Raw genomic sequence first — 25,590 nt, 5'->3', positions numbered from 1 at the left:
ACGGCCCGTGAGTGAAACACTCACGGGCCGTTCCGCACGAATTGAAACAGGTCTTCCTGATCGAGATCAGGCCGCCTGTTCATGCTCCGCGCCAAAGGCACGGGCATAACGGTTTGCAAATTCAGCAACAGTCATGTTGAAGCTGCGGGCAAAATCCTTGAAGAAGTTCGCCGCAACGGATTCCTCACCCGCTTCGGCGCGCGCCAGCCACTCCGCGGAGGCACCAACCTGCTCGGCCAGTTCGGCCCGGGTGATCTGCCATTCCTCGCGCAGCTCTTTTAGCCAAACACCGCCGGTAATTTCTTTCAGTCCCGCCATGAACCCATTCCTTCTTATCTGTTTTTTTTACCATAACGAAAACCGCAAAAGTGCCTCACCCGGCTCATTCCTTCAGGGAAGCAACCGGCTTCGTTATGTTACGAATTTGTGAATAACCCCACCTTACCAGCATGAGGTTTCGGGGCAATTTCAGTTTCTGCATATCAGCGATGCACTATGTGCATGGCTAACGAAAAAATCATGGGTCAGCCATGCATTTCAGGGGCAACACTCACAATTTCCGACCTCATTGGGTCCGTGCCGCAAAGGGCCGGCAAATCAGCAAAGCGCCACCCCGGCCCTCGCGCCGGGGGCCAGGGCTGCGAATTCAACCCTCAAAAACCTCCAACCCGTCTTCCGGGCCGTAATCATCGGCCATTTGCGCGATGGTTTTGCCCATGCGCACATCGTGCCATTCAGGGGCCAGGTCGCGCAGGGGTTCGAGCACGAAACCGCGCTCTGCGATGCGCGGATGCGGAATGTTCAGCCGTTCCGTATCCATCAGCAGATCGCCGTAATAGAGAATGTCCAGATCAATGACCCTGGGGCCGTTGCGGAAGGTCGGGCGACGGCCGATCTCATGCTCCAGGCGCTTTAACCCGTCCAGAAATTCTTCCGGCGTCAGGGCGGTTGTGCCCCTGACCGCCATATTCAAAAAGGCGGGCTGGTCGGTCACATACATGGGCGCAGACTGATACAGCCTGGATCGCCCGGTAACAGTCATCAACTCCCCCAGGCGTTCGATTCCGGTTTCCAGATTTTCCGCGCGTTCGCCCATATTGGTGCCCAGCGCCACAAAGACGTCGATCGGCTTATCCGTCATTTTTCAATACCTTCTCATTCAACCGTGGGCGCGAATCATGCCATCGGTCATGCGCACGATGCGGGCCATATGGCGGACGTCATGGACCCGGATCATATCCGCGCCGCGCACCACACCAAGTGCGGTGGTCGCGGCCGTTCCTTCCAGCCGCTCATCGGCCGGAACATCCAGATATTTGCCGATAAAGCTTTTGCGGCTGGCCCCCAGCAGCACCGGATAGCCCAATTTCTTAAACGCATCCAGATGATTGATCAGGGCCATATTCTGTTCCACCGTTTTGCCGAAACCGACACCGGGATCGAGCATGATCTGATCCTTCGCCACGCCGCAAGCCAGCGCGTTTTGCGCCAATGCCTCGGTTTCCGCCAGCACTTCGGCCAGGAAATCCTTGTAATCGGGGGCCACATAGGACCCGCCCAAACGCCGGTCAATCTCCGCATGGCCGGGTTTGGAGCGGTTATGCATCAGGATCACCGGCGCGCCGGTTTCTGCCGCCAGCGGCCCCATATCGGCATCAGCCTTAAAACCCCAGACATCGTTGATGATATGACCGCCCGCTTTCAGGCCAGCTTCGGCCACGCGGGCCTTGTAGGTATCAAGCGAGATGACCGCCTGCGGGAATTTCCTGGAAATCGCCTCAACCACCGGCACGACCCGATCCAGCTCTTCCTGTTCCGCCACAAGGGCGGCACCGGGCCTGGTGCTCTCACCGCCGATATCGAGAACATCGGCACCATCCGCCAAAAACCGTTCCGCCTGTTCCAGCGCCCCCGCCACCACATCGCTGGTGGCAATCAGGCCGTCACCGGAAAAAGAATCCGGGGTCACATTCAGGATTCCCATCACAAAGCAGCGGGATCCCCATTGAAAATGGTCGTTCAGTCGCATATCAGTGTCGCCCTGCCGATTGGCCAATGATCTATGTTAGGATAGCTTCTGGCCGCAGTCGATAACGCCCGTGCAGCGCTTTGCCAAGCCCAATCAGATCTGGGCTGGCCAATTTCGAGGAGACGCACCATGTCCGCCGCAAGTTCAAATGTGGTTGAAAATCTGAACGATCATCAGCCTGAACCGGCCCTGGCCGACAGGCCTCTCTATCGCATTTTGGTGCGTGATCTGGATGTGGCCTGGTCGATCGGCGTCTTTGATCATGAATATGAGCGGGTGCAGATCGTGCGGATCAACCTGGATCTGCAGGCGACCGAAATGCTCGATCCCAACGCCGATGATTATGAACAGGTCGTCTGTTACGCCGATATCGCCGAACGCATCCGTGTGCTGGCCGCCGAAGGCCATATCAAACTGGTTGAGACCCTCGCCCATAAAGTGGCGTTGCTTTGCCTGGAGGATGAACGGGTCCGCTCTGCCACCGTGCGGATTGAAAAACCGGAAGCGCTCAAAAACGCCCATACGGTCGGGGTCGAGATCAGCCGCGACCGGGCCTGGCTGGAAGCCAACGGGGCCTGAGCCATCTCCCTGGCTTCCCCAGTTTGAACCGGCAGTTTTTCTTGGCATGAGAGATCGAATCGGGCTGTAATCAGCCCGATGAGGGATCACATGTGATCAGGGAAATATCAGAAGGCGATCTGGGCGCCATGGACGAATATGAGCCGGACGATACATTATTGAACCTGTCCAGCTATTGGATTCAAGGTCGGCAAGGACAAAAATGGCGGAATATTGAAAGCCATAAAGACCCCCTGCGCGCCGTCCGGCATCTCCAGTTATTAATCATCAATGACCAACATGACGAGCTGCGCCTGATCATGGCCAGGACTTCGGCCATTACCGGTGAAGTTGAATACAGTCATATGGCATCCTTCGAGGGCGGCGGCACCAGAAATCCGGATGCGGAGGAATTGGCCGAGGTCTTGGAGCAGACCCGGCCCTGGGATCCGGATCATGATACGGAACCTGACGCCCAGATCCCACTATTCGAACCGGAAAGTCCTGCTGCCGAACAGGTTCCCCTGTTGGATATGCAGGATCTTCATCAGAGAAATGTCGCCCCCGAAAAGGCAGGCCGATCCATGGGAACGGCCCCCCGCCCCGAATGGCCAATGGTGGCCGAAACGCCCCCGGACCCACCACCAGCGCCCCGCAGTCTTGATGAGGCCTATCGGACCAGTTTTATCCCGCAACAGGACCGCTGGCGGGATAAACCACCGCTCAGCCCCCCGTTTCCTCCGGAAATATCCCCTGCCCCGGAACGCCGGGCACGGTTAAAGCCGTCCTGGGCCAAACAGCTGTTGGCGGCAAGTTTGCTGTTTGGCATCGTTGCCGTCGGCAGCGCCGCCATTTATGCCCATCCCGGTCAAAGCAAGCATCTAGCCATGGATCTTTACGACCAGATCCAGTTGATGTTGCCCAACCCGGCCCTACCGAGCCTGATCCGCGCCAAAGATACGGATGGCGTGGCCCGGGCCCTGGCACAGGGGGCCGATCCGAATATGCGGGATTGGGATGGCCGGCCTGTCATGATGATTGCCACCGACCGGCAGGCCTATGCCATTTTGGATCTGTTGCTGGCAGCTGGCGCTGACCCTCATCAACGCCAACCGGGAGGCAGCATCCTGCATACCTGGGCTAAGGACGGGGATGTCGGGGCGATCAAACAAGTTTTGGCCAGCGGAGCACGCCCCGATTCCGGTCGGATCACCGAAAAATGCCTGTCCCCGCTCGCAACCGCAATCGCCCATGGCCGCTTGCGCAGCAGCCTGGCACTCGCCCGCGGCGGGGCATCCCTGGAGGCAATGCCCGGCTGCGACCTGGGGCCCATGGACCTGGCGGCTTCCCATCCCGATATTTTCGACCGTCTATCCGCCCTTCAGGCCGACAGGAATGCCGTGCTGGCCCAGGATCAATCCCGGCAAAAAACGATCAGAGAAGGAAACAGACAGCTCGTCAGCATTGATGAGGAGACGTCAGAAACCCAAGAGACCGATTCTTCAGCTGCCTCAGATTTGCCGACCGCCATCGCCAGAAACATGATCCCCTCCGACAGGCTGGAGAAACCGGCCAGCCTTCCGGAACCGGCGGACAATCAGGACGTGAGCACTGATCAGTTTCTATCCCCCTCATCAATTCTGGACAGCGCGCCTGCCACTGTGGCTGAGGGTGAACCGAATGTGGATCCGGATCGGGATAAACTGGCCATCCGACCGCCGGAACGGCCTGCAGTGCCGGAGGTTGCCGCCCAACCAATTCTGGATGCCGCGAAACTATCCGACTATCTCAAGCATGCCATCGACCGCCAGGACCTCCATTCCCTGCGTCATATGCTCCAGGAATGGCCGGATAATATTGCGCCATCGGACATCAGGGTCGCCGCCAGCGATCAATGGGGCAGCAACCAGCGGCCGATCATGGATTACGCCTTGATGCAGGGCCAGTTGGAAGCCGCCAAGGACCTGTCTGCCGCCGGATTCCAGCCGACAGACCAGTTGCTGCATCTGGCGCTGGATCAGTATGGCAATCCCCAGTTTGCCGCCGTCACGAATTTCCTTTTGAATAACGGTGCCAAGGTCAACAGCGTGGTCAAGGGCATGACGCCCCTGATCCGGGCCGTGATCCGGGCCGACTTGAAAGCGGTTGACCGGTTGCTGGCCAGGGGCGCGGATATCACGTTCAAAACAGACAAAGGCGAAACGGTGTTGGATTTCGCCAAAGGGGCCGGACGGACCGATATCCTGGAACGCATATCCGTTGCTTACCACGAAGAAAAATTCCGACCGGTCATGTTCGGCCTGAGCTGGCGTGACCGGCTGGCGGATGTCCAGGATCGGGTGAGCCGCTGCCAGACGGTTGCCGAAGGCTTCACTGCCTGTCTCTTGAATGATGCGGACTGGCTGCCCGATGGTCGGGTGATCGTGCAATTTGACAACCGGGCCGGTGGCACCCTCGCTTCGATCCAGGTGGATAGCACCCTGATGCAGAGCCCGGAGACCGCAAAAGAGAGATTTGAAGAAGTGGCGCTGGAAATTCAAAAACGCCTGCCGGGATCCGCACAACCGCACCAGGCCCGCCAGGCCATGGATGGGCCGAATTTCTTCACCAGCCTGCAGCCGGGCAGCAACACCGGGGCTTATTATAATTACTGGTCAGACAAGGATCAGAGCGTGCCGATCTTCATTCATCTGAAGCTTTCGGGCTATGACGCGGGCAGCGGTTATTACCGGGTCTTGATCGGCAACCCGTTCCAGGCCGGTTGAAGCCTGCTGGATCGGGTCGCCGTGTTTTCATGGAGCTAAAGGCGTTATTGTGAACCGGCTTCCGGCTCTGCGGTGGCCGGTGGTGCAATCAGATCTCCGCCATCCCGACGCCAGGTGGAAACCCCGCCCGTTAGATTATAGACATCCGGATAACCGGCCTGCCGAACCAGGATCAGCGCCAGAAGGGAGGAACGCTCATCCTCGGAACCAATCAGGACCACCTTGTCTTCGCGGGTAACCGCCGCCTCGAAGGATTCCGGAAATCCCGGTTGGATCCGCCCGTTATCTCCAAAGGCGGTCAGCAGGCTGGCCCCTTCAATCACACCAGTAACCGTCCACTCGGAAGAACCGCGGATATCCACCATTTTGGCTCCCTTATTGATCAGGCCGCGCATGGTAGCCGCATCCACATTGGTATAGCCCGGTCCTTCAACGGCCAGCAACTCAATCTCAAACCGCAAGGTCGCGTTGGGTGGGATCGCCTCTCCTGCGCCTCGTTCGCCATAGGCCAACTGCGGCGGGATCACCAGCACGCGCTTGCCGCCGACTTTCATGCCCTGGACCCCTTGTTCCCAGCCGGCAATCACCTGCTGAAAACCGATCAGGAATTCAAACGGCTGCTGCCGGTCCAGGCTGGAATCAAATTTGGTTCCGTCCATTAAAGTGCCCGTATAATGCACTTGAACCTGGGAATGCAGCACCGCTTCCTCCCCCGTGCCGACCAGGGTATCTTCAATCTGCAATTCGGTGACGGTCTCCTCAGCCATCCCCATAACAGGCATTACGGCCACCGCCAGCAGGGCCACAAGAAAATTTCTGAATTTCATGGAAGATCCTTTCAGGGAGAACAGTCATCCGACCATTCTACCCATCCTGGCCGATCAGACAAATGACGTTTATGTCACAGCGGCCCGACGCCTTCCCCATCATCTTGACGCATTTGGAACTTTTCCAGGCCCGGGCGGAAAACTATGATGGTCTAAAACATCATCACAGGGGCCGATATGTCCGGAAATCTCTATGCGCTTTTTCAATCCCGCTTTCCAAAAGACTTGAGCCGCCCCTGTATCAAACAACCAGGCCGCCCGGATCTGAGCTACCAGGCAATAGATGAGTTAAGCGCGCAATATGCAGGATGGCTGCGCCAAGCCGGCATCCGCAAGGGAGACCGGGTGGCCGTCCAGGTGGAGAAATCCGTCGAAGCAGTCTTCTTATATCTGGGATGCCTGCGGGTCGGAGCCATCTATTTGCCCCTGAATACAGGCTATACCGCCGCCGAACTTGATTACTTCATCGGTGATGCCGGCCCAAGCATCTTTGTCTGTGCCTCCGACGTTCAGGCAACGCTTGCTCCGGTCTGTGAGAAACATGCTGTCAACCTGTTGATGACCCTGGATGCCGACGGTAAAGGCAGCCTGATCGAGGCCTTAGCGGAATGCAGCCCGGCCCCCGCGGTTGAAGTCTGCGATCCCGATGATTTGGCCGCAATCCTTTATACTTCCGGTACCACGGGCCGGTCCAAGGGGGCGATGCTGAGCCATAGAAACCTGGCCAGCAATGCCATGACCTTGCACAGGATATGGGGTTGGAGCGGGGATGACATGTTGATCCATGCCCTGCCCATCTTCCATGTCCACGGCTTGTTTGTGGCAATCCATTGCGTGCTCGTTGCCGGTGCCGCCATGTGGTTTTTACCAGCATTCGACGCCAAGGCGATCACCGGATTGATGAAACACGCCACGGTTCTGATGGGGGTTCCGACTTTTTATACCCGTTTGCTGGATGAGCCTTCCTTCACCAAAGAGGCCTGCACCGGCATGCGCCTTTTCATTTCCGGTTCCGCCCCATTGTTGGAGCAGACTTTCCATGATTTTGAAAAACGGACCGGCATGCGAATTCTCGAACGTTACGGCATGAGCGAGGCCGGAATGATCACTTCAAACCCGCTTGAGGGCGCTCGGATAGCCGGCACAGTTGGTTTCCCGCTGCCCGATGTAGAGGCCAGGATCGCCGATGAAAACGGAAAGCTGCTGCCACCAGGCGAAAACGGTATCTTGGAAATCAGAGGACCCAATCTATTCCAAGGCTATTGGCAGATGCCGGAAAAAACCGCGGGTGAATTTCGGCCCGGTGGCTGGTTCATCACCGGGGATATCGCCTGCATGGATCAGGAAGGACGGGTCTCGATCATCGGAAGGGCCAAGGATCTGATTATCAGCGGCGGTTATAATGTCTATCCCAAGGAGGTTGAGCTGGCGGTCGACGGCCTGCCAGGTATATTGGAATCCGCTGTGATAGGCCTGCCGCACCGGGATTTCGGCGAAGCGGTCACCGCCATTATCGTGCCCGACGGCAGTGATGAGCTTGTGGAAGCGGACCTGATCCGGGCCCTGAGCGAGGCTTTGGCCCGTTTCAAACAACCCAAAAGAATGATCATCCGGGACGCATTGCCACGCAACAGCATGGGCAAGGTTCAAAAAGCTGCCCTGCGACAGGAATACAAACATCTGTATCAGGCCTAAAATACCGACTATCCGGTTCTAATTTGTTAACCTTCTAAATGTTATCATGCTAACCAAATAGTCCTCGGATAAGGAAAGCATGGGCAAGAAGGAAGAAGATGAAGAGCTGGTCTTCCTGGAAGAAGATGAGCTGCAAGAGCCGCTTATCCCCAGGGCCCCCTGGCGCATCCTGGTGGTTGATGACGAAGACAGCGTACACCGGGCAACCCAGGTCGCGTTTCAGGATTTCCTGATTGACCGGCGACCGATTGAGATCTTGAGCGCCCATTCCGGCGCAAGAGGCCGGGAATTATTGGAACAAAATGAAGATCTCGCGGCCGTGTTCCTCGATGTTGTGATGGAAACCACCCATGAAGGGTTGGATATCGCACGCTGGATCCGCGAAGAACTCAACAATCAGAATATCCGCATCATCCTGCGCACCGGTCAGCCGGGTTATGCGCCACCAGATAAGGTGATCCAGGCTTACGAGATCAATGATTATCAGGACAAGACGGAACTGACGGCCCAGAAACTGCGCACTATTTGCATGAGCGCAGTCAGGGCCTATCGCGACATTATGGCCCTGCAACGGAACCGAAAAGGCCTGGAACGAATCATTGCCGCCAGCAGTGAAATTTTTGCCACCCATTTTCTGGAGGAATTCGCCAGCGGCTCGCTGGAGCTTTTGGCATCCTTCCTACAGGATTCAGACAGCGCCTATGTAAAATACTCCTCCCTGACCGCCATGGAAAAAGGCAATCAGACCCGGATTGTAGCCGCCACCGGTGATTATGCCCCCTTCATCGGAAAAGACCCCAATTATGTGATCCCGGGCCGGGCCCTGGACTATATGCGCGGCCCTATAGACACTGCGGCCATGTTCGAAGATCAGGGCGACTTGATCATCGTTTTCGAGGGCCGTCCTGGCATTCGGAACCTGATTTTTGTGAAGAATGTCCAGAAACTGTCCACCGAGAGCCGCTCCCTTCTCAATCTGCATGTCAAAAACCTGGATGCCGCCTTCAAACATCTGCTGATGGCCCAGAGCATGGATGATACACAGCTGGAGGTTTCATCCGCCCTGGCAAGCGCCATTGAACTTCGCAACTGTGATAAGGCGGGACATATCAGACGGATTGCGGAATATACGAAATGGCTTGCGCTGGACTATGGCATGGATATCCGCGAAGCCGAATATCTGAAACAAGCGGCACCGTTGCACGATATCGGCCAATGCGCCATCCCATCGGATATCCTGATCAAGCCGGACCGACTGACCGCGGATGAATGGTCACTGGTGAAGAACCATCCCAATATCGGATATGAGTTGTTACGCGGATTTCCCAGCCCGGTGATGCAGCTGGGGGCAACAATCGCGCTACAGCATCATGAAAAATTCGACGGCAGCGGCTATCCGGTCGGGCTAGAAGGGGGCGCGATCCATATCGCTGCGCGTATTGTCGCCATCGTCGATGTTTTTGACTCTCTCACCTCCCGACAGCCGTATCGGGATGCCTGGACAGACAAAAAAGTACATGCCTATATCATTGAACAGAGAGGCCGGCATTTCGATCCCGACCTTGTTGAATTGCTGCTAAACCGGTTTGGCGATTTTGTTGCACTGAAACATCAGTTCCCCGATTAGGGGGATTAGTGACCGATTAGGGGCGCTGCTGGAAAAAGTCGACCGGATGCTGGCCTAGGGCGCGAAGATCACGCGGCCGCAAATCGGAAATGGCCCCCGGTGCCAGGAACGATCCACCGCCTTCATTCACACGGTCCGCCACCTCATGGCCTAAAAGCGCTGCCTGGCGCCCTCCCCAACCAACCAGGCGCGCCGCCAGATATCCAGCATTGAAGGAATCACAGGTTGACGGGGTCTGCATCATTTCGGGCAAATATCCAGCTTCCACAATATGCCGCTCACCATCGCAAGCGACAAAATAGGGCTCTGCTTCCCGCTTGATCACCACTTCGCTGCAGCCCATCAGTAAGAAGCGGTTCAGCATGACGCCTCCGCTTTCCAAAATGGCCAGCTCGCTGTCATCATCATAGGTCGGCAAGGCAATGTCAGAGCGTTTATACGCCTGCCCCACCCAATCCGCAGCGATATCCGCATGCTCCCATTTGCCCGGACGGAAACTGCCGTCAAAAGCAACTTTTCCGTCGGCGGCACGCACTCTCGCGGCCAAAGACATCAGGGTCTCCCGGCCCTCCTGATGAAGGGCGGCCAAAGTGGCTCCGGAAAAATACAACAGATCCACCCGTCGCAGACGGTCCAGCCAGGACAAGGTGGTTTCGTTACGAAAGAAATCGCGGAAAGGATCGCTGCCTGGCCAAAAACTGCAATGGCGACTGCCATCTTCGTCCGTTTCGACAGCATATCGACCGGTCATGCCATCCGGCACTTGATGCACCATACTGACATCCAGGCCAGCCTGGCGCCAGCTCTCAATCATCGTTTTTGTTTGCGTATCATCGCCGACCTGGGTCACGAACATGACCCGGGCCTGGCCCTTCAGCAACCGCGCCAGATAAAGGGCGGTGAAGAGCGCATCGCCCGCCGCATGCCGGTCCAAATGCCCCGGATCCTTCGGGTCTTCGGAGATTTCCAGCATGGCTTCACCGATACAGGCAATGGTGAGTGTCTGCATTTTTCCCCCCGGAATTACAGAATCTCTAAGCCCTGACAAGGCAGTGATGATACCCGATACAACCTATAATTTCAAATTGATGCCTATTGACCTCGATTGGCCATCAGATTGTCAGTTCGATGCCAAGGGCAAATTCACATTCAGAGCCAGACGCACAAGATCGGATTTCCGATGCAGACCGGTTTTGGAAAAAACCGATTTCATCTGGGTCCGCACGGTTGCTACCGAGACCTTCCGAATGTCGGCAATTTCCTGGGTACTGTGACATTCAACAATCAATCGGCAGATTTCGGCTTCCGCATTTGTCAGCCCATAAAGGTTGCGCATCCCTTCCACCGAAATCACCGACCTGTTTTCCGGATCGATCACAAATAACAGACAGCCGCGATAGGCATCACTGCCGGTCAGATCCGGATGGATCAGCGGCACCACCTCCAACAAAAACGGGTCAAGGCCCGAACGGCGTTCCACGGTGAAAACCGATCCGGCGCCGATGGCCTCTCCCTGGGCTGTGGCAATGGCCTCGCTCAGGGCAGCGCCAAGTTTGCTCTGATCCCGGCTATTGATCGCAACCAACCCTTCCCGATTGCTGAGGACCAGACCGTCTTTCAATTCAAGAACCCGGTCCGCTTCTTCATTGCGCGCCACAACAGAGCCGTCGCCGGCGAGGAACATGACCCCAATCGGCAGATGATTGAGCGCATCCATAAGCGAGCTGTAATAGGCCTTGAGCCTGGACATTGGCTGACAAATACGTACCGCACGCTCAAGATGCGGCAAAAAGACAGACGCGAGTTCTTGGCCGGCACGGGTCAAGCCGCCCTCACCGACGCCAAATGAGAAGGACAGTATTTCTGGCGCCCCGTCATCAGCCTTCAAGCGGGCATGAACACGTTCCCCCAGTCCCAGGCATTCCTTTTTCCATTGCTGGGAACCGCTTTCCCGACCACTCAGGGCAGGGATGGTTTCCCGCAAGGCCTGCTCAGGCATAAATACGCCGGCCGGCAGTCGCCCGACCTTGGCATAAAGTTCAGCTTCCTGATCCTTGAAATTATCCCGGTATTGGCGCACCGCGTCTGCACCGATATCATAGCTGCGACCCCAGATTTTCAGGAAGGGATCCGCCTCATCAATGGATGAGATGGTCGCAGCTTTCGCCCCGACAACCTGAGCCAGCCGACCAAGGTTGCCGTTCCACGCCTCAGGTTCCATGGTGACATCATAGATGCCCCCAATCAGATCCAGCATTTCCTGCGTAATCTTCATTTATCAAGAACTTCAGTCTGCAGCCATATTACATACAGGCCCCTTTGGCCGGAACCTGCTTCAATTCCTGCCGCATCCGCTTTGGCGGAACAGCGGCAAACCTGGAAATCCGGTCCAATCCCCCAGCCAATCTCGTGAATATTAGCTTCAAAAAGCCCATTGGGGCCAGCAGACATTTTATCCGATGACCCGCCACGACGAGATCCGCGCGTACCGATTTCCTGGTTGCGCCCTATTTCCGGGATCTTGTCCAGAGAGTCTGTGACCACGATCACAGCATGATTAATAATTTGTTAAGAAACGCTCGAAGGAAGGTCGGGCGGAAGAAATACACCACAATCAGTGGCGACCCGGCACATGAAACGATGGTCATTTGGGGACAGAGCATAGATTTCATGCAATCGGGTCCGATTTCTTCCGCCCTGCCTCGGAAATTATGAGCCGGCATCCCAACCGTCATGCCCCATTTGGGGTATGACAAAGCAATAAATGCCGTTTCACCAAAAAAATGTAACCAGTTGAATTATCAATAAAATTTAGATGAATTACTATCTTTAAATTCTTGGCAGCGCCTATTTCACGCGGTATATAGGCACCATTGGGGACAGGGCATGCATATGCCGCTGACGGGTGATCAGCCCGGACGGGTTTGGAATGCATGCTGTTTTTCATGGCCAGGGGCCATTGGACGCCAGCCTATTCTGATCCCATCCAGCCATCTTTTCCCGGAAACGGCATCTCTTGAATTAGATTTTGGCCGCGCATTTGCCGGCCCGGACCGAGGAAGAGACCATGCCGCAAACAGAAAACGGCCCTGCCCTGGGTGTTAACACCAATTTCGTCAATGACTGGACATCCAACGCCCCATTCCTGGATATGTTCAAAATGGCCCGCCCCTTCATGGCCCAGCGGGATTGGTCTCCCGATGACCTGGACCATTGGGATCCGGGCATTGACCATCTGTCCGACGACCATGGCTGGCCCCTGGAAATCCCAGAAAACACCGATTATCTGGGAGCCATCGTCATGGCCCAGGACGAAGGCAGCTTTGCCCCCGGTCGCTATGTGATCCGGTATGACGGCGAAGGTGACGTCACCATGTCGGGTGTCACCGTCATTTCATCGAAACCGGGACGGCTGGTGGTGGAACTGGCCGATACGGACACCGGCTGGATGCATCTGCAGATCCGGGAGACCGACCCCAATGGCACCGGCAACTATGTGCGCGATGTCCAGGTGGTGCGCGAGGATTATGAGCCCCTATTGGATGCCGGGCAGGCCTTTGATGCGGATTATTTGGACAAAATGGAGGATTTCCGTTCCATTCGCTTCATGAATTGGGGATCCACCAACGGCAATGACCTTTCCGAATGGGAAGACAGGCCGACTCTGGAGGACGCCACCTATACATCCCCCTATGGTGTGCCGATCGAGGCCCAGATCCAACTGGCGAACGAATTGAAACTAGATCCCTGGTTCAACATCCCCCATGACGCAACGGACGAATATGTCCGGGAGATGGCAAAGCTGGTCCGGGACAATCTCGATCCCGAACTCACCGCCTCCATCGAGTATTCCAACGAGGTTTGGAACTGGAGTTTCGAGCAGTCACACTATGCGCAGGAAAAAGCGGTCGGGATCTGGGGCGAGGATGTCCAGGGTGGATGGGTCAAATATTACGCCCACCGGTCGGAGGAAGTGGCCAATATCTGGAAAGAGGAGTTTTCCCAAGCGCCGGACGGGCCGGGCATACAGACTGTTCTAGCCACCCATCCCGGCTGGCTGGGGCTGGAACAATATATGTTCGAGGTGATTGAAGGCGAGGTCAGCGAAGTTTTCGACCTTTATGCCACCACGACCTATTTCTCCGGCGGCCTCTACAGCCCGGAGAATTACGATACGGTCCGCGAATGGATGAACGATCCCGACGGCGGCTTTGAACGGGCCTTCGAACAGATCCGCGATGGCCGCCATCTTGAGACCGGGGATAGTCTTGAAGGCCTGGCCGACGCCATGACCTATCATGGTCAGGTTGCCGCCGAACATGGATTACGCATGGTCGCCTATGAAGGCGGCCCGCATATCGTGGTTGATTTATTTGGTGCCGATGATCCGGAACTGACCGCCTTTTACCAAGCGATCAACAATCACCCGGAAATGGCCAGCCTCATTGACGAGATGTTCACTGCCTGGGAAGCCGCCGGTGGCGGCGAGCTGATGTATTACAAAGGCATCTCCGAATCCAGCCGCTATGGCAACTGGGGCATTTGGGAAAACCGGTTTCAGGAAACGGAGACACCGAAATCGGAAACCATTCTGGCATTCAATGCAAATGGTGACGTCTGGTGGGATGACCGGGATGGAGATGTCTTTACCAATGGCCAGGTGATTGTCGGACGCGACGGCATGAGTGCACTTAACGGGTCTGAAATGGATGACCTCATTTACCGTTTGAGCCAGGATTCCGAAACCATTGACGGCGGCGCCGGTGACGATGTGCTGCTTTTGCCTGAAAACCGGGAAGCCTATGGGATTGAATTGTTGGAGGGGGGAGCCATCCGCATCACCCATGACGGCCGCCCCGTAATGGTCACCAATGTGGAAACCATCAATTTCGCCGGTCAGGACGCGGTACCGGTTTCGGAATTGGTTAATCAAGACCCCGTTGAAGGCCCGGGAGAGGATCCCGGAGAAGATCCAGGAGAAGATCCGGGGGAAGATCCGGGGGAAGATCCGGGGGAAGATCCGGGGGAAAATCCTGCCGGCCCCGTGGTCGAAACCCTCGACAACGGCACCATTGTCACCACCTATGCCGATGGCACCATCTCCCGGGACTATCCCTGGGGAATCACCGAATATGAAAGCGCGGAAGGCCAACGCACCCTGATCCATGACAATGGCAAGCATGAGGTGTTTGAGCTGGATGGTCGGCATAGCTGGTATATGCCGGACGGCACCGGTGGCTGGGAAAACCCCGATGGCGACCACGGCTGGATCGGCCTGGATGGCAACAGCCGCACCTGGTACGCAGACGGTTCCGAATCCTGGACCAGCGAATGGGGCGTCTCGGGCTGGAAAGACGCCGACGGCAATGAGGTTCGCACACTGTCTGACGGCACGGTTGAACATCACAATAATGATGGCAGCGGCTGGACCGAATGGGCTGACGGCGGCAGCCACAGTTGGGACGGCCAGGGCAATGCCACCACCACCCATGCCGACGGCAAAATTGAAAACCATTATGCGGACGGCAGCTATGATTATCAGATGCCGGATGGGTCTGGCGGGTCGACTGCTGCCGACGGTAGCCGAACCTGGTATGACGGCAACGGCAATGTCAGGACCTGGTATTCGGATGGGTCCGAACAGTGGCAGGATGAATGGGGCAATAGCGGCATGATCGCCGCCGATGGCACCGAGATTGTCACCTTTTCCGACGGCAGCACAGAAACCCGCAATCCGGGAAATGTTACTGATGCAGTTTCGCTTTCCTCGAATCCGGATCCGGGGTATATCGTTACCGCAATACAGGGTGAACAGGATAACATGGAAGGGGCAGACATGTTCATTTACCGGGACGTGGCGCAAACGGGCAGCCAGATTGCGGGCTTTGACACCGGCAAGGATGTGCTGGATTTGCGTCATTTGATGCTGGCGGCAGGTGAAAACGCCGATGTTGCCATCCGGCAGGGTGAAACCGGGGCCGAGATCTGGATGAATGATCCGACCTCCGGTGACTTCATCATCACGACGTTGGAAAATGTCGATGCGAACCAGCTGACGGCGGGCACCGACATCTGGTATTGATCCCCCTCACCGGGCACCGGATCTGAAAAACCCCCGGCGCGATATGCGCCGGGGGTTTTTCTTGATCATCCAACCGGGAAGCGCCTCAGCGGATCACCGCCCAGTTTTTATAAAAAACGGTCTTGATGCCCTGCATCACAAAATTCACCCGGTGGAGCAGAAATTCCAGAATGGCCGGAAAACGGCTGGGACGGACAATATCCATGAACAGGCAATAGCGCACATTGTCGGTCAGATTTGCCGATTTATGGATCAAAGTATCATCAAAGATGAATAAGGGGTCATCTTTCCAAAAATGCTTTTTCTGACCCACCTGGATATAGACCTGATCGCTGTCCACCGGCGTTAGATTATACAGCACCCTGTATGTCAGGCGCAGCGGGCCGAAATGCAGCTTTGTCTGCTGATGTTTGTTAAAGACAGACACCGCGACGGTTTTGATATAACGATAATCCTGGTCAAATTCGAAGACCGATTGATCCATTTTTTTGTCATACCATTTCAAAAACAGCATGCCGCGGCGGTTGTCGGCCAGGCGCTGGTCAATGGCATCAATCAATTCTTCCCGGCGATCCTTGAGGTTCGTGATCGCATGGGTGATTTCCGCCTGGTAATCCTCGGGCAGATCCTGCATCCGGAACACATAGTGATTCCGCTTCGAAATCAGGTCGATCAACAGGTTAAACGGCGCTAGCAGCAGGGTCGGAAAGCCGTTGCCCCAGAAATAGCGTTTGAAGGTGACATAATCGATCCGTTCATGGCGCGAAATATCCAGAAGCCCGAAAATGGCATAAACCGGGATGAGATAGGGCAGGAAATAAATTGTTGCCCCGACACAAACCACCGCAATCAAATGACGCGCGAGCTTCCGTCTGACATAGTTAAAACTGCGATCTGCCATTACCCCTGCCATCTCCCGATTAAATACCCAATTCGCTGATAATCGATTTCGTGAGGAAATTCAAACGCGATCAATCTGAATGCCAGCTGAAGACATAGGAAAATTTTCCCTCAAAATTCAATAAAATGTCAGCTAATCCCCGTCCCATACACCAATTGGGGTATGACGCTTCTCCGTTCCGCCTTTACGTCTCCAGCAGTAGACAAAAACGCATCTTGCGCATCGATGTGATTGGCCATGGGTGCGCATTAAAACCTGCATTAATCTGGAGTCTTAGACCATGTTCAAGAAACTTGCTTTCGCGGCATCCATAATGCTGCTGTCCTTTGGTACCGGCCAGGCGGCCATCCTGGATTCAAATGTTCCCAACAGCCTGGAAGTTCCCAGCGAGAACCGCATGTCCTCGGACCAGTTCCTACTGACCTTTGATATGACCATTCAGAACTATGACAATGATGCCGGCAGCAACCCCCATCTCTATCTAGGGTATAGCGGAAATTTTGCCGGCAGTTCCATGGTCTTGTCCTATTTCCACATCACCGACAGTGAAATCGGCCATTTCGGGTTCAATGGCGAAAGCAGCTATGCGCAGTTCGACTTTGGATCGGTCACGAACCAGATCGCCATCGGGATCGACTATGCCACCGACATGATCGATGTCTTCATCAATGGCGTTCTGGCCAGTTCCGGCCAATCCAGCGCGCTTTCCTACGACCCTCAAAGCAGCCACAAGGTCTTTTTCGATATGTCAGCCCGGGCCTTCGGCAGCGACGAGATAATCGTGGATATTTCCAATGAAACTTTCGTTTCCGGCACCAACCGGCCCGGCACCGGGACGGATGTTCCGGAGCCCGCCATGGCGGGGCTGATCGGCCTCTCTCTGATCGGCATGGGGGCTGTGCGTCGCCGACGCCGCCATCAGGCCAACTAATCTTTTCCGAGGCGCATTGCGTTCCGGTTCGGTAAAAGGGCGGCATCCCCAGGTGCCGCCCTTTTTCATATACCCGCCCTCGTTCACAAAGGACCGGGGTTTTTCCAAAAAATTAACCAGCAGGCTTTAGGCTGGAACAGCGTTTTACGCCATTCTCGAAGGATCAAGCCCCGGGACCCCATGCAGCCAGAAAACGCCGCAGAGCCAGTCAGGAAAACTGACAGAACACCGTTTATCGACAAAATGGCTGGTGCCCGTTTTGCCGAGCGTCTGCAAATCCTCTTTTCGGCCCAGGTCACATCCACCATATCCACCCTGGTGGTCATGGCTGTCATTGTGTTCCTGCAATATGACAACACGGAGGAAGGCTTCATCTGGCCATGGCTGTTTTACATGGTCATCATCAGCTTGCTGCGCGTGGTCCTGGTAAGCCTTTTCGATAAACAGCAGGCTGATCTTTCCTATCTGCGCAAATGGCATCATCTCTATGTGTTGGGAACATTTTTGCAAGGTGCCGGATGGGGGGCAGCCGCTTTCGGCTTTCTTCCCCTGGACCTGCCATCCCATCAGTTGATCACCATCTTTCTTTTGGGGGGGGTCTGTGCCGCCGCCATGACCAGCATGGCGGCTGACCCTGCCAGTTATTTCAGCTTCATCTGTCCAATCTTGCTGCCACTTTCTTTCCGATTTGCCATTTTAGGCGATGTTGAACAGATCACGCTGGCCATGATTGTGGCCTGTTATTTCCTGTTCCTGTTGATCGCCTTCCGACGCAGCCATGCCCAGTTGATGGCCAGTCTGCAATTGCGCCACGAAAATGCGGACCTGCTGCAGGAGGTCATGGCGGAAAAAGAAGAGATCAAAGCGCTGAACCAGGAGTTACAGCACGAGATCCAGATCCGCCGCGCCGCCGAGCGGCGGGCCCAGTCACTGGCCATGACCGATCAACTGACCGGTTTGGCCAACCGGCAGCATTTCGAAATCCGCCTGAATGAGGCCATTGAGCTGTCCAAGCGGACCGGCCAAGCGTTCGGGTTGCTGGTGATTGATCTTGACCGGTTTGGCCAGGTGAATGACCTGTTCGACCATACAACTGGCGACAAGGTCCTCCGTGAAATCGCCAGCCGGATGCGGGAAAAATGCCGGACCATTGACACCGTGGCCAGGACCGGCGGCGACGAATTTGCGGTCATTGTCACGACACTGGACCGGCAAGGGCTCGAACATACGCCCGCAGACCGGATTTTGGATGCGCTGCAAAAACCGATCACAATAGACGAGCATCAGATCACCATAAGTCTCTCCATTGGAGCCGCCTTTTACCCTGCTCAAAAAAACAACAGCACCGCCCTGATGGTCGCAGCAGAAACGGCCCTGGCCGACGCCAAAAGCAGAGGCGGCGGCACATGCGCCGCTTTCGAGGAAAAGAATACGCGCCAAGAGTGACAATTCCCCGCGAAACGGCTATATCCGCCCCTCCTACGCCGCACGATGGAACAAGCCTATGAAAACCGAACCATTATTGTCGGCAGACCTGCCGGCGGCCCTGACCCTGTTCCGCAACACCATTCATCGGGTGAACTGTCGGGATTACAGTCAAGCCCAGTTGGACGCCTGGGCACCGGCTGATCTAGCCCCGCAGGACTGGCACATGGCCATGGCCGGAAAAACCGGTTTCAAGATAGAGGAAAATGGAGAGATGCTGGGCTTTGCCGATCTTTCCGATGAGGGCCTCTTGGATATGTTCTTCGTTTCCTGCAATCATCAGGGTCGAGGCATTGGCGGTAAACTCATGCAACGCATCCTCGATCAAGCCCGCCAGCAGGGCCTGGACGCCATTGATGCCCATGTCAGCATTACCGCAAAGCCCTTTTTTGAACATGCCGGTTTCAAGGTGATAAAAGCACAGGACGTTCCACTACGCGGCCAGATATTACGCAATTTCCGGATGCAACTGGCCCCCATTCCCCCCAGTCAGCCGGATAGCCCTACCGATTAATGGGTAGGGCTTTTTCCGGGAGCCGGTGATAAAATCGCCTGACCGGCCAAGCGGCCCTTGCAAAGGACATTCATGAATCTCAGGCAAAAGATCATATTGCTCGCCACCGTGCCCCTGGTGATTGCCGTTTCCGCGATCACCCTATGGGTTACCTATCAGGAGCATTATCTCTCGGAAGCGGAGGTTCGAACTTTTGAGCGCAGCCTGCTGGATACCAAAAAATCGGAACTGAAAAACTACATCCAGCTTGCCCTGACCTCCATTGATCATATTTACAGCAACGCCACTCCCGATGATCAAATCGCCAAGGCGGAAGCCAAGACCATCTTGAATGACATTACCTTTGGTACCGATGGCTATTTCTTTGTCTATGACTTTGACGGCGAAGGGCTGGTCCACCCCGCCCAGCCCTACCGGGTTGGCTTGATTTGGTGGGATTTGGAGGATGCCAACGGCGATAAAGTGGTACAGAACCTGATCAGGACCGCACGCGAAGGCGGTGGCTATCACCGCTATAAATGGGAGAAACCCTCCACCGGCAAAATGGCGGACAAGATCTCCTATGTCGTCGCCCTTGAAAAATGGGGCTGGATGCTGGGCACCGGCATCTATATCGATGACGTGGTCGACCAGATGCAGACCATTGAACGCGAGGTTTCCAACCGCCGGATACAGACCTTCTTTTTGATCGCCGGCATCACCCTGGCAGCCCTCACCATTGTTTTTGTGATTGGGATCATCATTAATCTGCGCGAACAGAAACTGGCGGATCTCAAGCTTAAAAAACTGACCCAGAGGATCGTTGCCACCCAGGAAGAAGAGCGCGGCCGCGTTGCGCGCGAGCTGCATGACGGTATCAGCCAGCTTCTGGTGTCGGTGAAATATGCGCTGGAGCTGGCCAAGAGCCATGCCTCCAAATCCTCGGCCGACGCACTGCCAGCCATTGAAAAGGGCTCCGACGGTCTGAATACCGCGATCAAGGAAGTCCGGCGCATCTCCCGTGATCTACGGCCCAGCATGCTGGATGATCTCGGCCTGTCACCGGCCTTGAAAAGCCTGGCCAACGAGTTTTCCGAACGAACAGGCATCAATGTTGCCATTTCAACCGTGGTGTTCCGCAACCTGCTGCCCAATGACGTGAAGACCACCCTCTTCCGCATCGCCCAGGAGACCCTGACCAATATCGAGCGCCATGCGGATGCGGCGAATGTCGATATCAGCCTATCTTCTTCCAACAAAGGGGTTGAGCTGAAAATTTCCGATGACGGAGTCGGTTTTGATTTGCAGGAACTGGAAACCACGCGCAACCCGCATCGCGGCATGGGGCTGCGCAATATGCAGGAACGGCTGGAATATCATGACGGTTCCTTGAAAATATCCTCCGGCAGCCGCGGCACCACGATCATCGCCCATCTGCCGCGCGATATCCTGCGTCGCCCGGATCAGGGTGATATCCCGCCGGAACCCGCCGACCTGCCCGATTTCAAATCAGAAGAAACCTCCAAGATCAAAGAGGCCATATAATGGGTAATCCCGCCGACAAACCGATCCGTGTCCTGCTGGCCGATGACCATCCCCTGGTCCTGGACGGCATTCGCGCCTGCCTGGAAATCAATGAGGATATTGAGGTGGTGGCCACCGCGGGAACCGGACGCGAAGCCCTGGAGCGGGCGGCGGAAAGCCAGCCGGATATTGTGCTGATGGATATCAACATGCCGGAGTTGAACGGCCTGGACGCGACCGAGGTTTTCCGGGAACGTTATCCAGCCATCAAGCTGTTGATGCTCTCCATGCATGACAACCGGGAGTATATCACCAGTGCGCTGAATTCCGGGGCCCGTGGCTTTGTCTTGAAAGATGTGCCGTCCCAGGAACTGGTGACCGCGATCCGCTCGGTCCATCAAGGCGGCACCTATTTTTCCTCCGGCGTGTCCGACATCCTGCTCAATTCCATGGATTCCGACAATGCCAACCCGCTGACCACACGCGAGCAGACAATCCTCATCCTGCTAGCCCAGGGCAAAAGCAACAAGCATGTGGCAAGAGAACTGGATATCTCTGTCCGAACCGCAGAAACCCACCGCCGCAATATCAAGCGCAAGCTCAAAATTTCCACCACCGCAGGCCTGACCAAATATGCGATTGAGTGCGGCTTGGTCTGAATAGGGAAGATCACACTTGGATCATGCCCCTGCTTCCCCTAACTTGCTCCGCAACACATGAATTGGGAAGGGAACAAGCGGGATGAGACCAAATCTGATCGGGGCCATGGCTGCCCTGTTACTGCTCGTGGCGTGCAAGACCACAGAAGATGGCGGGCGTACGACCAAGGCCATGAAACCAGACCCCGCAATCATCGCCGCGCTTTATAGTCCCTATCTCGAGACCTACGGCATCCAGGCACCCGATGTTCTGGCGGGAGATGTCAGGGAAGTCTTTAGCCTGCTCGACACCTTTGCCCGCAATAATTATGTAAAGTGGGACCGTCAGAAAATCATTGGGAAAACCCATCAACAGGTTGAAATGCTGGTGTTGTCTTCCCCACCCGGCTCCCGAGAGCAGCTGTCCCAGCTGCTGCTGGAAGGACTGGCCCGGGCCATGTGGGATTCAAGCTATCGGCCACCGGCCGCCAGCAAGCGCTCCCGCGAAGGCAGGACCGGGACATTGGGGATTGTCACCTGGAAGATCGGTAAATCGCTCTATATTGCAGATGTCATTCCAGGCTCGCCCGCTGAAGTGGCCGGAGTCCCGCGCGGATTTTTTATCGCCAGCATCGACGGGAAATCTGTCGAACGTATGATGATCTCTGAGAAATCGGGCTGGCAGGAAGGCCTGATCGGTACCAAGGCCGACATCCTTCTGAAGCCCCGGCAAAATCAGCCCGCCCAGGCTTTCTCCCTGGAAAGAGCCGCCCTTAAAGCAAAAAATTTGAAGATGACCGACGCTGGCAGCAATGCCTTGGTCTTCAAGTTTCAGCGTTTTGATCTCCATGCCCTGAACAGCCTCGAGCTGATCCTCGCCGGTCAGGTTTCTGGCCAGACACCCAGGCCGATCATCCTGGACCTGCGCGGCCCGGTTTCAGGCACACCTACCGAAACAGCCAAGATTGCAGGTTTGTTCCTGCCCAGGGACACCCCGCTCGCCAGGTTATATTATCGCAACGACTACAAAACACTCTACAGCCTCGGCGAACGCCAATATGCCAACCCGGTCTATCTGGTGGTGAATAAGCAAACCAGCCAGATGGCTGAGCTGCTCGCGTTCAGCTTGCGGGACAATGAACGGGCGACATTGATCGGCGGTGTGACAGCCGGCGGCGTATCCCTGCTGGAATCTATCGAGACAGCTGCCGGCGGAACCGCCCTGGTGCCAATCGCCCGGATCAATCGTATGGATGGCCGCGAACTGCTTGATGGCGTCCAGCCGGACGTTCAGGTCAAACATGATTATAGTTTTCAGACAGATCCCCAGCTTGCCAAAGCCATCACACTGGCTGGGGGATAGATTTGTCCGACCTTAAGGGATTCCGGAACCTGGACCGCCGTATTTTCGATCATGCATGCCTGCCATGCAAAATCGGCAATGGTCTTTGTCATAATTTCCACACACTCTTCTGCCTGGCAGTTGAACAAGAAGAATGACCGGATGAACAACACCCGGCGCTCAAGAGTGTTTGATAGGGAGACTAGGACAAGATGAAAATTGTGCGGATGAAAACCGGTGCCCGGATGAGCCAGGTTGTGATGCATGGCGGCACCGTTTATCTGGCAGGCCAGGTGGCCGATGACGCAACCCAGTCAACGGCGGGACAGACCGCACAGATCCTTGCCCGGATCGACAGCCTTCTGGCTGGCGCCGGCACGGACAAAACCAAGATCCTTTCAGCCACGATCTGGCTGGCTGATATGGATGATTTCGAAGAAATGAACAGCATTTGGGATGACTGGGTGCCGCAAGGCGACGCACCGGCGCGCGCCTGTGTCGAGGCGCGACTGGCGCGCCCCGAATTCAAGGTCGAGATTGGGATCATCGCCGCCGCTGATTGACCCCATCATAAGAGATACGGCAAGACCAACTAAAATGCCCGGCCCCTGGCCGGGTTTTTTCTTATATCCATGCCAGGCATAAAAAAGGGCGGCCAATCCACTTCGGGATGGCCGCCCAACCCGGCAGAGGGCCGGAGACAGGCCTATGGGGTCAGGCCTGCTCACGCCGGGCTAAAGACCGGTTTGTCCGCCAGGACATCAGGCCATGCACGGCCATGCCGGCCGCAATCCCCCAGAAAGCAGCCCCGATGGAAAACAGACTTAGGCCAGATGCAGTGATGGTAAAACAAATCATGGCGGCTTCGCGCTCGCCATCCTCCGCCATCGCCGTTTTCAAACTGCCGCCGATAGTGCCCAGCAGGGCCAACCCCGCTATGGCCAGGACCATTTCCTGTGGGAAAGCAGCAAAAAGAGCGGCAATGGTCGCACCAAAAAGACCGACAAAGACATGGATGCCCCCGCACCAAACGGCAGCCAGGTAACAGCGTTCCGGTTTTTCATCCACATCACGCCCCATACAGATCGCCGCCGTAATCGCCGCCAGATTAAAGGCAAAGCCGCCGATTGGTGCCAGAACCAGCCCCGTGATCCCACTCCAGGTGATCAGGGGGGAGGCCGGAGCGTCATAGCCATGGGCCCGCATCACCGCGATGCCCGGCAGGTTCTGGCCGGCCATGGTCACGATGAACAGCGGAATCCCAACCCCGATCAGGACCGCCGGGTTAAATTCCGGTATCACAAAGACCGGCATGGTCAGCGCCACCGGCAGGGTGAGGCCATCCCCCATGCCCCCCGCCATTGAGAGCAATATACCCGCCAGGAAGGTGACCGGTATCGCATAGCGGTTCCAGAACAGCCGCCCGGCCAGATAGGCGGCCATCATGCCGCCCGCTATGGCAAAGCCGGTTTCCAGGGCCAGGAAGGCCTTCAGACCGAATTGCAGCAAAACCCCCGCCAGCATGGCGCTGGCCAGTGTCTTCGGGATCAAATTCACCAACCGGTCAAACAGGCCCGTGAGCCCGCAAATCGTGATCAATGCCGAACAGAAGAGAAAAGCGCCCACCGCCTCGGCCATACTCACCCCTGCCAAGCTAACCGTAAGGAGGGCCGCGCCCGGTGTCGACCAGGCAATCAGGACCGGCTGTTTGAACCAAAGCGTCAGGCCAATGCCGCACAGCCCCATCCCGAGGCCCAGAGCCAGCATCCAGGATCCAACCTGGTCGGGTGTCGCGCCTGCCGCCTGCGCCGCCTGAAAAACAATCGCCGCCGCACCGGTATAGCCGACCAGGACCGAAACAAACCCTGCCGATATATGGCCCGGTACAAGATGCCTGAACATGTCCGTCACTCCCTCAACATCTCAATTGTGCGCTATAACGCACGAACTGGACGACCGTAACAGCGTGCGCTATAACGCACAAGTGATTTTTATGGAGATAGAAACATGAAAGATCCGGGGCCGCATATCGCGCAAACCCTGAAACAGCGCCGGGCCGACCTGGGTTGGAGCCTGGACCGCACGTCTAAGGAGACCGGGGTCAGTAAGGCCATGCTGGGCCAGATCGAGCGCGGCGAATCCAGCCCGACCGTAGCCACGCTGTGGAAGATCGCCACCGGCAGCGGCCTGCCGCTTTCCGCCTTTCTGGAACGCCCCCTGCCCCGGCTGGACCGGACCGTGAAACGAGATGCGGAGGATCTCCGCCAGCCGGCCGATGATAGCGGTCTGGCCGCCGCCACCCTGTTCCCCTTTGAACCACAATTTGGCTTTGAGCAGTTTGATATTGTCTTTGAACCCGGTTGCAACCGGATATCAGATCCCCATGATCATGGCGTGGTCGAACATATCACCGTGATCGAAGGGGAGCTGGAGATCCTGGCCGATGGCATCTGGTATCAGCTGAAAAGCGGCCAGTCCCTGCGTTTCGCCGCCGACCGCGAGCATGGCTACCGGAACCTGACAGACCACCCCGCGCGCATCCTCAACCTGATCCATTATCCGGGCTGATCACTGTTTCCTTTGCATTCCGTGACAGTAACGCTTAAAAGGGGCGGAGAAACAACCCGTCCCGCCATTATGTTGATGGCGATGTGCGCCCCGTGCAGACCAAGGTCAAAACGGAACTCCCGATG

21 protein-coding genes are annotated in these 25,590 nt (G+C 56.2%); 13 read left to right on the top strand and 8 right to left on the bottom strand.

Translation table 11 applies throughout. From position 1 onward, the window contains the following. Nucleotides 1–66 precede the first annotated feature (66 nt). From DFP90_RS07165 to folP, 3 genes are all read right to left on the bottom strand, one after another. A complete protein-coding gene (locus tag DFP90_RS07165; RefSeq protein WP_115935778.1) occupies nucleotides 67–318 on the bottom strand; it encodes a helix-turn-helix domain-containing protein in 252 nt (83 codons plus the stop codon). Between the two features lie 328 nt (nucleotides 319–646). Continuing rightward, nucleotides 647–1,141, bottom strand: a complete 495-nt coding sequence (folK, locus tag DFP90_RS07160; RefSeq protein WP_115935777.1) for a 2-amino-4-hydroxy-6-hydroxymethyldihydropteridine diphosphokinase — start codon at nucleotides 1,139–1,141, stop codon at nucleotides 647–649. 18 nt (nucleotides 1,142–1,159) lie between these two features. Beyond that, the gene (gene folP / locus DFP90_RS07155) at nucleotides 1,160–2,029 is read right to left on the bottom strand and encodes a dihydropteroate synthase (protein ID WP_115935776.1); all 870 of its coding nucleotides are present in this window, start codon (nucleotides 2,027–2,029) and stop codon (nucleotides 1,160–1,162) included. Nucleotides 2,030–2,158: 129 nt separating this feature from the next. On the opposite strand from folP, the gene folB reads away from it, so the two are divergent. Both folB and DFP90_RS07145 read left to right on the top strand, forming a co-directional pair. After that, the gene (gene folB / locus DFP90_RS07150; protein ID WP_115935775.1) at nucleotides 2,159–2,608 is read left to right on the top strand and encodes a dihydroneopterin aldolase; all 450 of its coding nucleotides are present in this window, start codon (nucleotides 2,159–2,161) and stop codon (nucleotides 2,606–2,608) included. A gap of 92 nt (nucleotides 2,609–2,700) precedes the next feature. Continuing rightward, the gene (locus tag DFP90_RS07145) at nucleotides 2,701–5,352 is read left to right on the top strand and encodes an ankyrin repeat domain-containing protein (RefSeq protein ID WP_115935774.1); all 2,652 of its coding nucleotides are present in this window, start codon (nucleotides 2,701–2,703) and stop codon (nucleotides 5,350–5,352) included. 44 nt (nucleotides 5,353–5,396) lie between these two features. On the opposite strand, the gene DFP90_RS07140 is transcribed toward DFP90_RS07145, so the two are convergent. Then, nucleotides 5,397–6,179, bottom strand: a complete 783-nt coding sequence (locus DFP90_RS07140; protein ID WP_115935773.1) for an FKBP-type peptidyl-prolyl cis-trans isomerase — start codon at nucleotides 6,177–6,179, stop codon at nucleotides 5,397–5,399. 177 nt (nucleotides 6,180–6,356) lie between these two features. Here DFP90_RS07140 and DFP90_RS07135 point away from each other — a divergent pair, with 177 nt between their 5' ends. Beyond that, entirely contained in the window at nucleotides 6,357–7,874 is a 1,518-nt protein-coding gene (locus DFP90_RS07135; RefSeq protein WP_115935772.1) for a malonate--CoA ligase, read from the top strand. Between the two features lie 79 nt (nucleotides 7,875–7,953). Then, nucleotides 7,954–9,501 carry an HD domain-containing phosphohydrolase gene (locus tag DFP90_RS07130; protein WP_115935771.1) on the top strand — a complete coding sequence of 516 codons (1,548 nt, stop codon included), beginning with the start codon at nucleotides 7,954–7,956 and terminating at the stop codon, nucleotides 9,499–9,501. 16 nt (nucleotides 9,502–9,517) lie between these two features. Here DFP90_RS07130 and DFP90_RS07125 read toward each other — a convergent pair whose 3' ends face one another. Together DFP90_RS07125 and DFP90_RS07120 are read right to left on the bottom strand one after the other, a co-directional pair. Beyond that, nucleotides 9,518–10,510, bottom strand: coding sequence for a sugar kinase (locus DFP90_RS07125; protein ID WP_115935770.1), 993 nt, complete (start codon nucleotides 10,508–10,510; stop codon nucleotides 9,518–9,520). Nucleotides 10,511–10,621: 111 nt separating this feature from the next. Continuing rightward, complete coding sequence (locus DFP90_RS07120; RefSeq protein WP_115935769.1) at nucleotides 10,622–11,776, bottom strand: helix-turn-helix transcriptional regulator; 1,155 nt, start codon at nucleotides 11,774–11,776, stop codon at nucleotides 10,622–10,624. Between the two features lie 792 nt (nucleotides 11,777–12,568). Between DFP90_RS07120 and DFP90_RS07110 the strand changes: the two genes are divergently transcribed. Continuing rightward, complete coding sequence (locus tag DFP90_RS07110) at nucleotides 12,569–15,583, top strand: hypothetical protein (RefSeq protein WP_147300965.1); 3,015 nt, start codon at nucleotides 12,569–12,571, stop codon at nucleotides 15,581–15,583. Between the two features lie 85 nt (nucleotides 15,584–15,668). Here the strand turns inward: DFP90_RS07110 and DFP90_RS07105 are convergent, their stop codons facing one another. Beyond that, nucleotides 15,669–16,484 (bottom strand): aspartyl/asparaginyl beta-hydroxylase domain-containing protein, encoded by an 816-nt coding sequence (locus DFP90_RS07105; RefSeq protein ID WP_181905232.1) that lies wholly within the window; start codon nucleotides 16,482–16,484, stop codon nucleotides 15,669–15,671. A gap of 280 nt (nucleotides 16,485–16,764) precedes the next feature. On the opposite strand from DFP90_RS07105, the gene DFP90_RS07100 reads away from it, so the two are divergent. The 7 genes from DFP90_RS07100 (at nucleotide 16,765) to DFP90_RS07070 (ending at nucleotide 23,460) form a co-directional block, all read left to right on the top strand. Further along, nucleotides 16,765–17,415: a PEP-CTERM sorting domain-containing protein gene (locus DFP90_RS07100; protein WP_115935765.1), complete on the top strand. Its 651-nt coding sequence runs from the start codon at nucleotides 16,765–16,767 to the stop codon at nucleotides 17,413–17,415. A 180-nt stretch (nucleotides 17,416–17,595) separates the two neighbouring features. Next, complete coding sequence (locus DFP90_RS07095; protein ID WP_115935764.1) at nucleotides 17,596–18,861, top strand: GGDEF domain-containing protein; 1,266 nt, start codon at nucleotides 17,596–17,598, stop codon at nucleotides 18,859–18,861. Between the two features lie 58 nt (nucleotides 18,862–18,919). Further along, nucleotides 18,920–19,414 carry a GNAT family N-acetyltransferase gene (locus tag DFP90_RS07090; protein ID WP_115935763.1) on the top strand — a complete coding sequence of 165 codons (495 nt, stop codon included), beginning with the start codon at nucleotides 18,920–18,922 and terminating at the stop codon, nucleotides 19,412–19,414. A gap of 72 nt (nucleotides 19,415–19,486) precedes the next feature. After that, on the top strand, nucleotides 19,487–20,938 hold the full coding sequence (locus DFP90_RS07085; RefSeq protein WP_115935762.1) for a cache domain-containing protein: 1,452 nt from the start codon (nucleotides 19,487–19,489) through the stop codon (nucleotides 20,936–20,938). Further along, the gene (gene mctR, locus DFP90_RS07080; RefSeq protein ID WP_115935761.1) at nucleotides 20,938–21,576 is read left to right on the top strand and encodes a two-component system response regulator MctR; all 639 of its coding nucleotides are present in this window, start codon (nucleotides 20,938–20,940) and stop codon (nucleotides 21,574–21,576) included. The genes DFP90_RS07085 and mctR overlap by 1 nt, the downstream gene beginning before the upstream one ends. Nucleotides 21,577–21,658: 82 nt before the next feature. Then, nucleotides 21,659–22,918 (top strand): S41 family peptidase, encoded by a 1,260-nt coding sequence (locus DFP90_RS07075; protein WP_115935760.1) that lies wholly within the window; start codon nucleotides 21,659–21,661, stop codon nucleotides 22,916–22,918. 191 nt (nucleotides 22,919–23,109) lie between these two features. Next, nucleotides 23,110–23,460 (top strand): RidA family protein, encoded by a 351-nt coding sequence (locus DFP90_RS07070; RefSeq protein ID WP_115935759.1) that lies wholly within the window; start codon nucleotides 23,110–23,112, stop codon nucleotides 23,458–23,460. A gap of 151 nt (nucleotides 23,461–23,611) precedes the next feature. On the opposite strand, the gene DFP90_RS07065 is transcribed toward DFP90_RS07070, so the two are convergent. Beyond that, on the bottom strand, nucleotides 23,612–24,799 hold the full coding sequence (locus DFP90_RS07065; RefSeq protein WP_115935758.1) for a benzoate/H(+) symporter BenE family transporter: 1,188 nt from the start codon (nucleotides 24,797–24,799) through the stop codon (nucleotides 23,612–23,614). Between the two features lie 105 nt (nucleotides 24,800–24,904). Here DFP90_RS07065 and DFP90_RS07060 point away from each other — a divergent pair, with 105 nt between their 5' ends. Continuing rightward, complete coding sequence (locus tag DFP90_RS07060) at nucleotides 24,905–25,465, top strand: helix-turn-helix domain-containing protein (RefSeq protein ID WP_115935757.1); 561 nt, start codon at nucleotides 24,905–24,907, stop codon at nucleotides 25,463–25,465. Nucleotides 25,466–25,590: the final 125 nt, after the last annotated feature.

This window comes from Aestuariispira insulae (assembly GCF_003385955.1).
GTDB classification, from domain to species: Bacteria; Pseudomonadota; Alphaproteobacteria; order UBA8366; family Aestuariispiraceae; genus Aestuariispira; species Aestuariispira insulae.
Note: the sequence above shows the minus strand (reverse complement) of the source record. Positions and strands in the feature narration are given on the sequence as shown.

Excerpts from the sequence above, each read along its gene's own strand:
- folK (WP_115935777.1), bottom strand. The coding sequence starts at position 1,141 with ATGACGGATAAGCCGATCGACGTCTTTGTGGCGCTGGGCACCAATATG.
- DFP90_RS07085 (WP_115935762.1), top strand. The coding sequence starts at position 19,487 with ATGAATCTCAGGCAAAAGATCATATTGCTCGCCACCGTGCCCCTGGTG.
- DFP90_RS07105 (WP_181905232.1), bottom strand. The coding sequence starts at position 16,484 with ATGGCAGATCGCAGTTTTAACTATGTCAGACGGAAGCTCGCGCGTCAT.
- DFP90_RS07070 (WP_115935759.1), top strand. The coding sequence starts at position 23,110 with ATGAAAATTGTGCGGATGAAAACCGGTGCCCGGATGAGCCAGGTTGTG.
- folP (WP_115935776.1), bottom strand. The coding sequence starts at position 2,029 with ATGCGACTGAACGACCATTTTCAATGGGGATCCCGCTGCTTTGTGATG.
- DFP90_RS07135 (WP_115935772.1), top strand. The coding sequence starts at position 6,357 with ATGTCCGGAAATCTCTATGCGCTTTTTCAATCCCGCTTTCCAAAAGAC.
- DFP90_RS07100 (WP_115935765.1), top strand. The coding sequence starts at position 16,765 with ATGTTCAAGAAACTTGCTTTCGCGGCATCCATAATGCTGCTGTCCTTT.
- DFP90_RS07125 (WP_115935770.1), bottom strand. The coding sequence starts at position 10,510 with ATGCAGACACTCACCATTGCCTGTATCGGTGAAGCCATGCTGGAAATC.
- DFP90_RS07165 (WP_115935778.1), bottom strand. The coding sequence starts at position 318 with ATGGCGGGACTGAAAGAAATTACCGGCGGTGTTTGGCTAAAAGAGCTG.
- DFP90_RS07065 (WP_115935758.1), bottom strand. The coding sequence starts at position 24,799 with ATGTTCAGGCATCTTGTACCGGGCCATATATCGGCAGGGTTTGTTTCG.
- DFP90_RS07140 (WP_115935773.1), bottom strand. The coding sequence starts at position 6,179 with ATGAAATTCAGAAATTTTCTTGTGGCCCTGCTGGCGGTGGCCGTAATG.
- DFP90_RS07120 (WP_115935769.1), bottom strand. The coding sequence starts at position 11,776 with ATGAAGATTACGCAGGAAATGCTGGATCTGATTGGGGGCATCTATGAT.
- DFP90_RS07090 (WP_115935763.1), top strand. The coding sequence starts at position 18,920 with ATGAAAACCGAACCATTATTGTCGGCAGACCTGCCGGCGGCCCTGACC.
- DFP90_RS07095 (WP_115935764.1), top strand. The coding sequence starts at position 17,596 with ATGCAGCCAGAAAACGCCGCAGAGCCAGTCAGGAAAACTGACAGAACA.
- DFP90_RS07060 (WP_115935757.1), top strand. The coding sequence starts at position 24,905 with ATGAAAGATCCGGGGCCGCATATCGCGCAAACCCTGAAACAGCGCCGG.
- DFP90_RS07075 (WP_115935760.1), top strand. The coding sequence starts at position 21,659 with ATGAGACCAAATCTGATCGGGGCCATGGCTGCCCTGTTACTGCTCGTG.
- mctR (WP_115935761.1), top strand. The coding sequence starts at position 20,938 with ATGGGTAATCCCGCCGACAAACCGATCCGTGTCCTGCTGGCCGATGAC.
- folB (WP_115935775.1), top strand. The coding sequence starts at position 2,159 with ATGTCCGCCGCAAGTTCAAATGTGGTTGAAAATCTGAACGATCATCAG.
- DFP90_RS07130 (WP_115935771.1), top strand. The coding sequence starts at position 7,954 with ATGGGCAAGAAGGAAGAAGATGAAGAGCTGGTCTTCCTGGAAGAAGAT.
- DFP90_RS07110 (WP_147300965.1), top strand. The coding sequence starts at position 12,569 with ATGCCGCAAACAGAAAACGGCCCTGCCCTGGGTGTTAACACCAATTTC.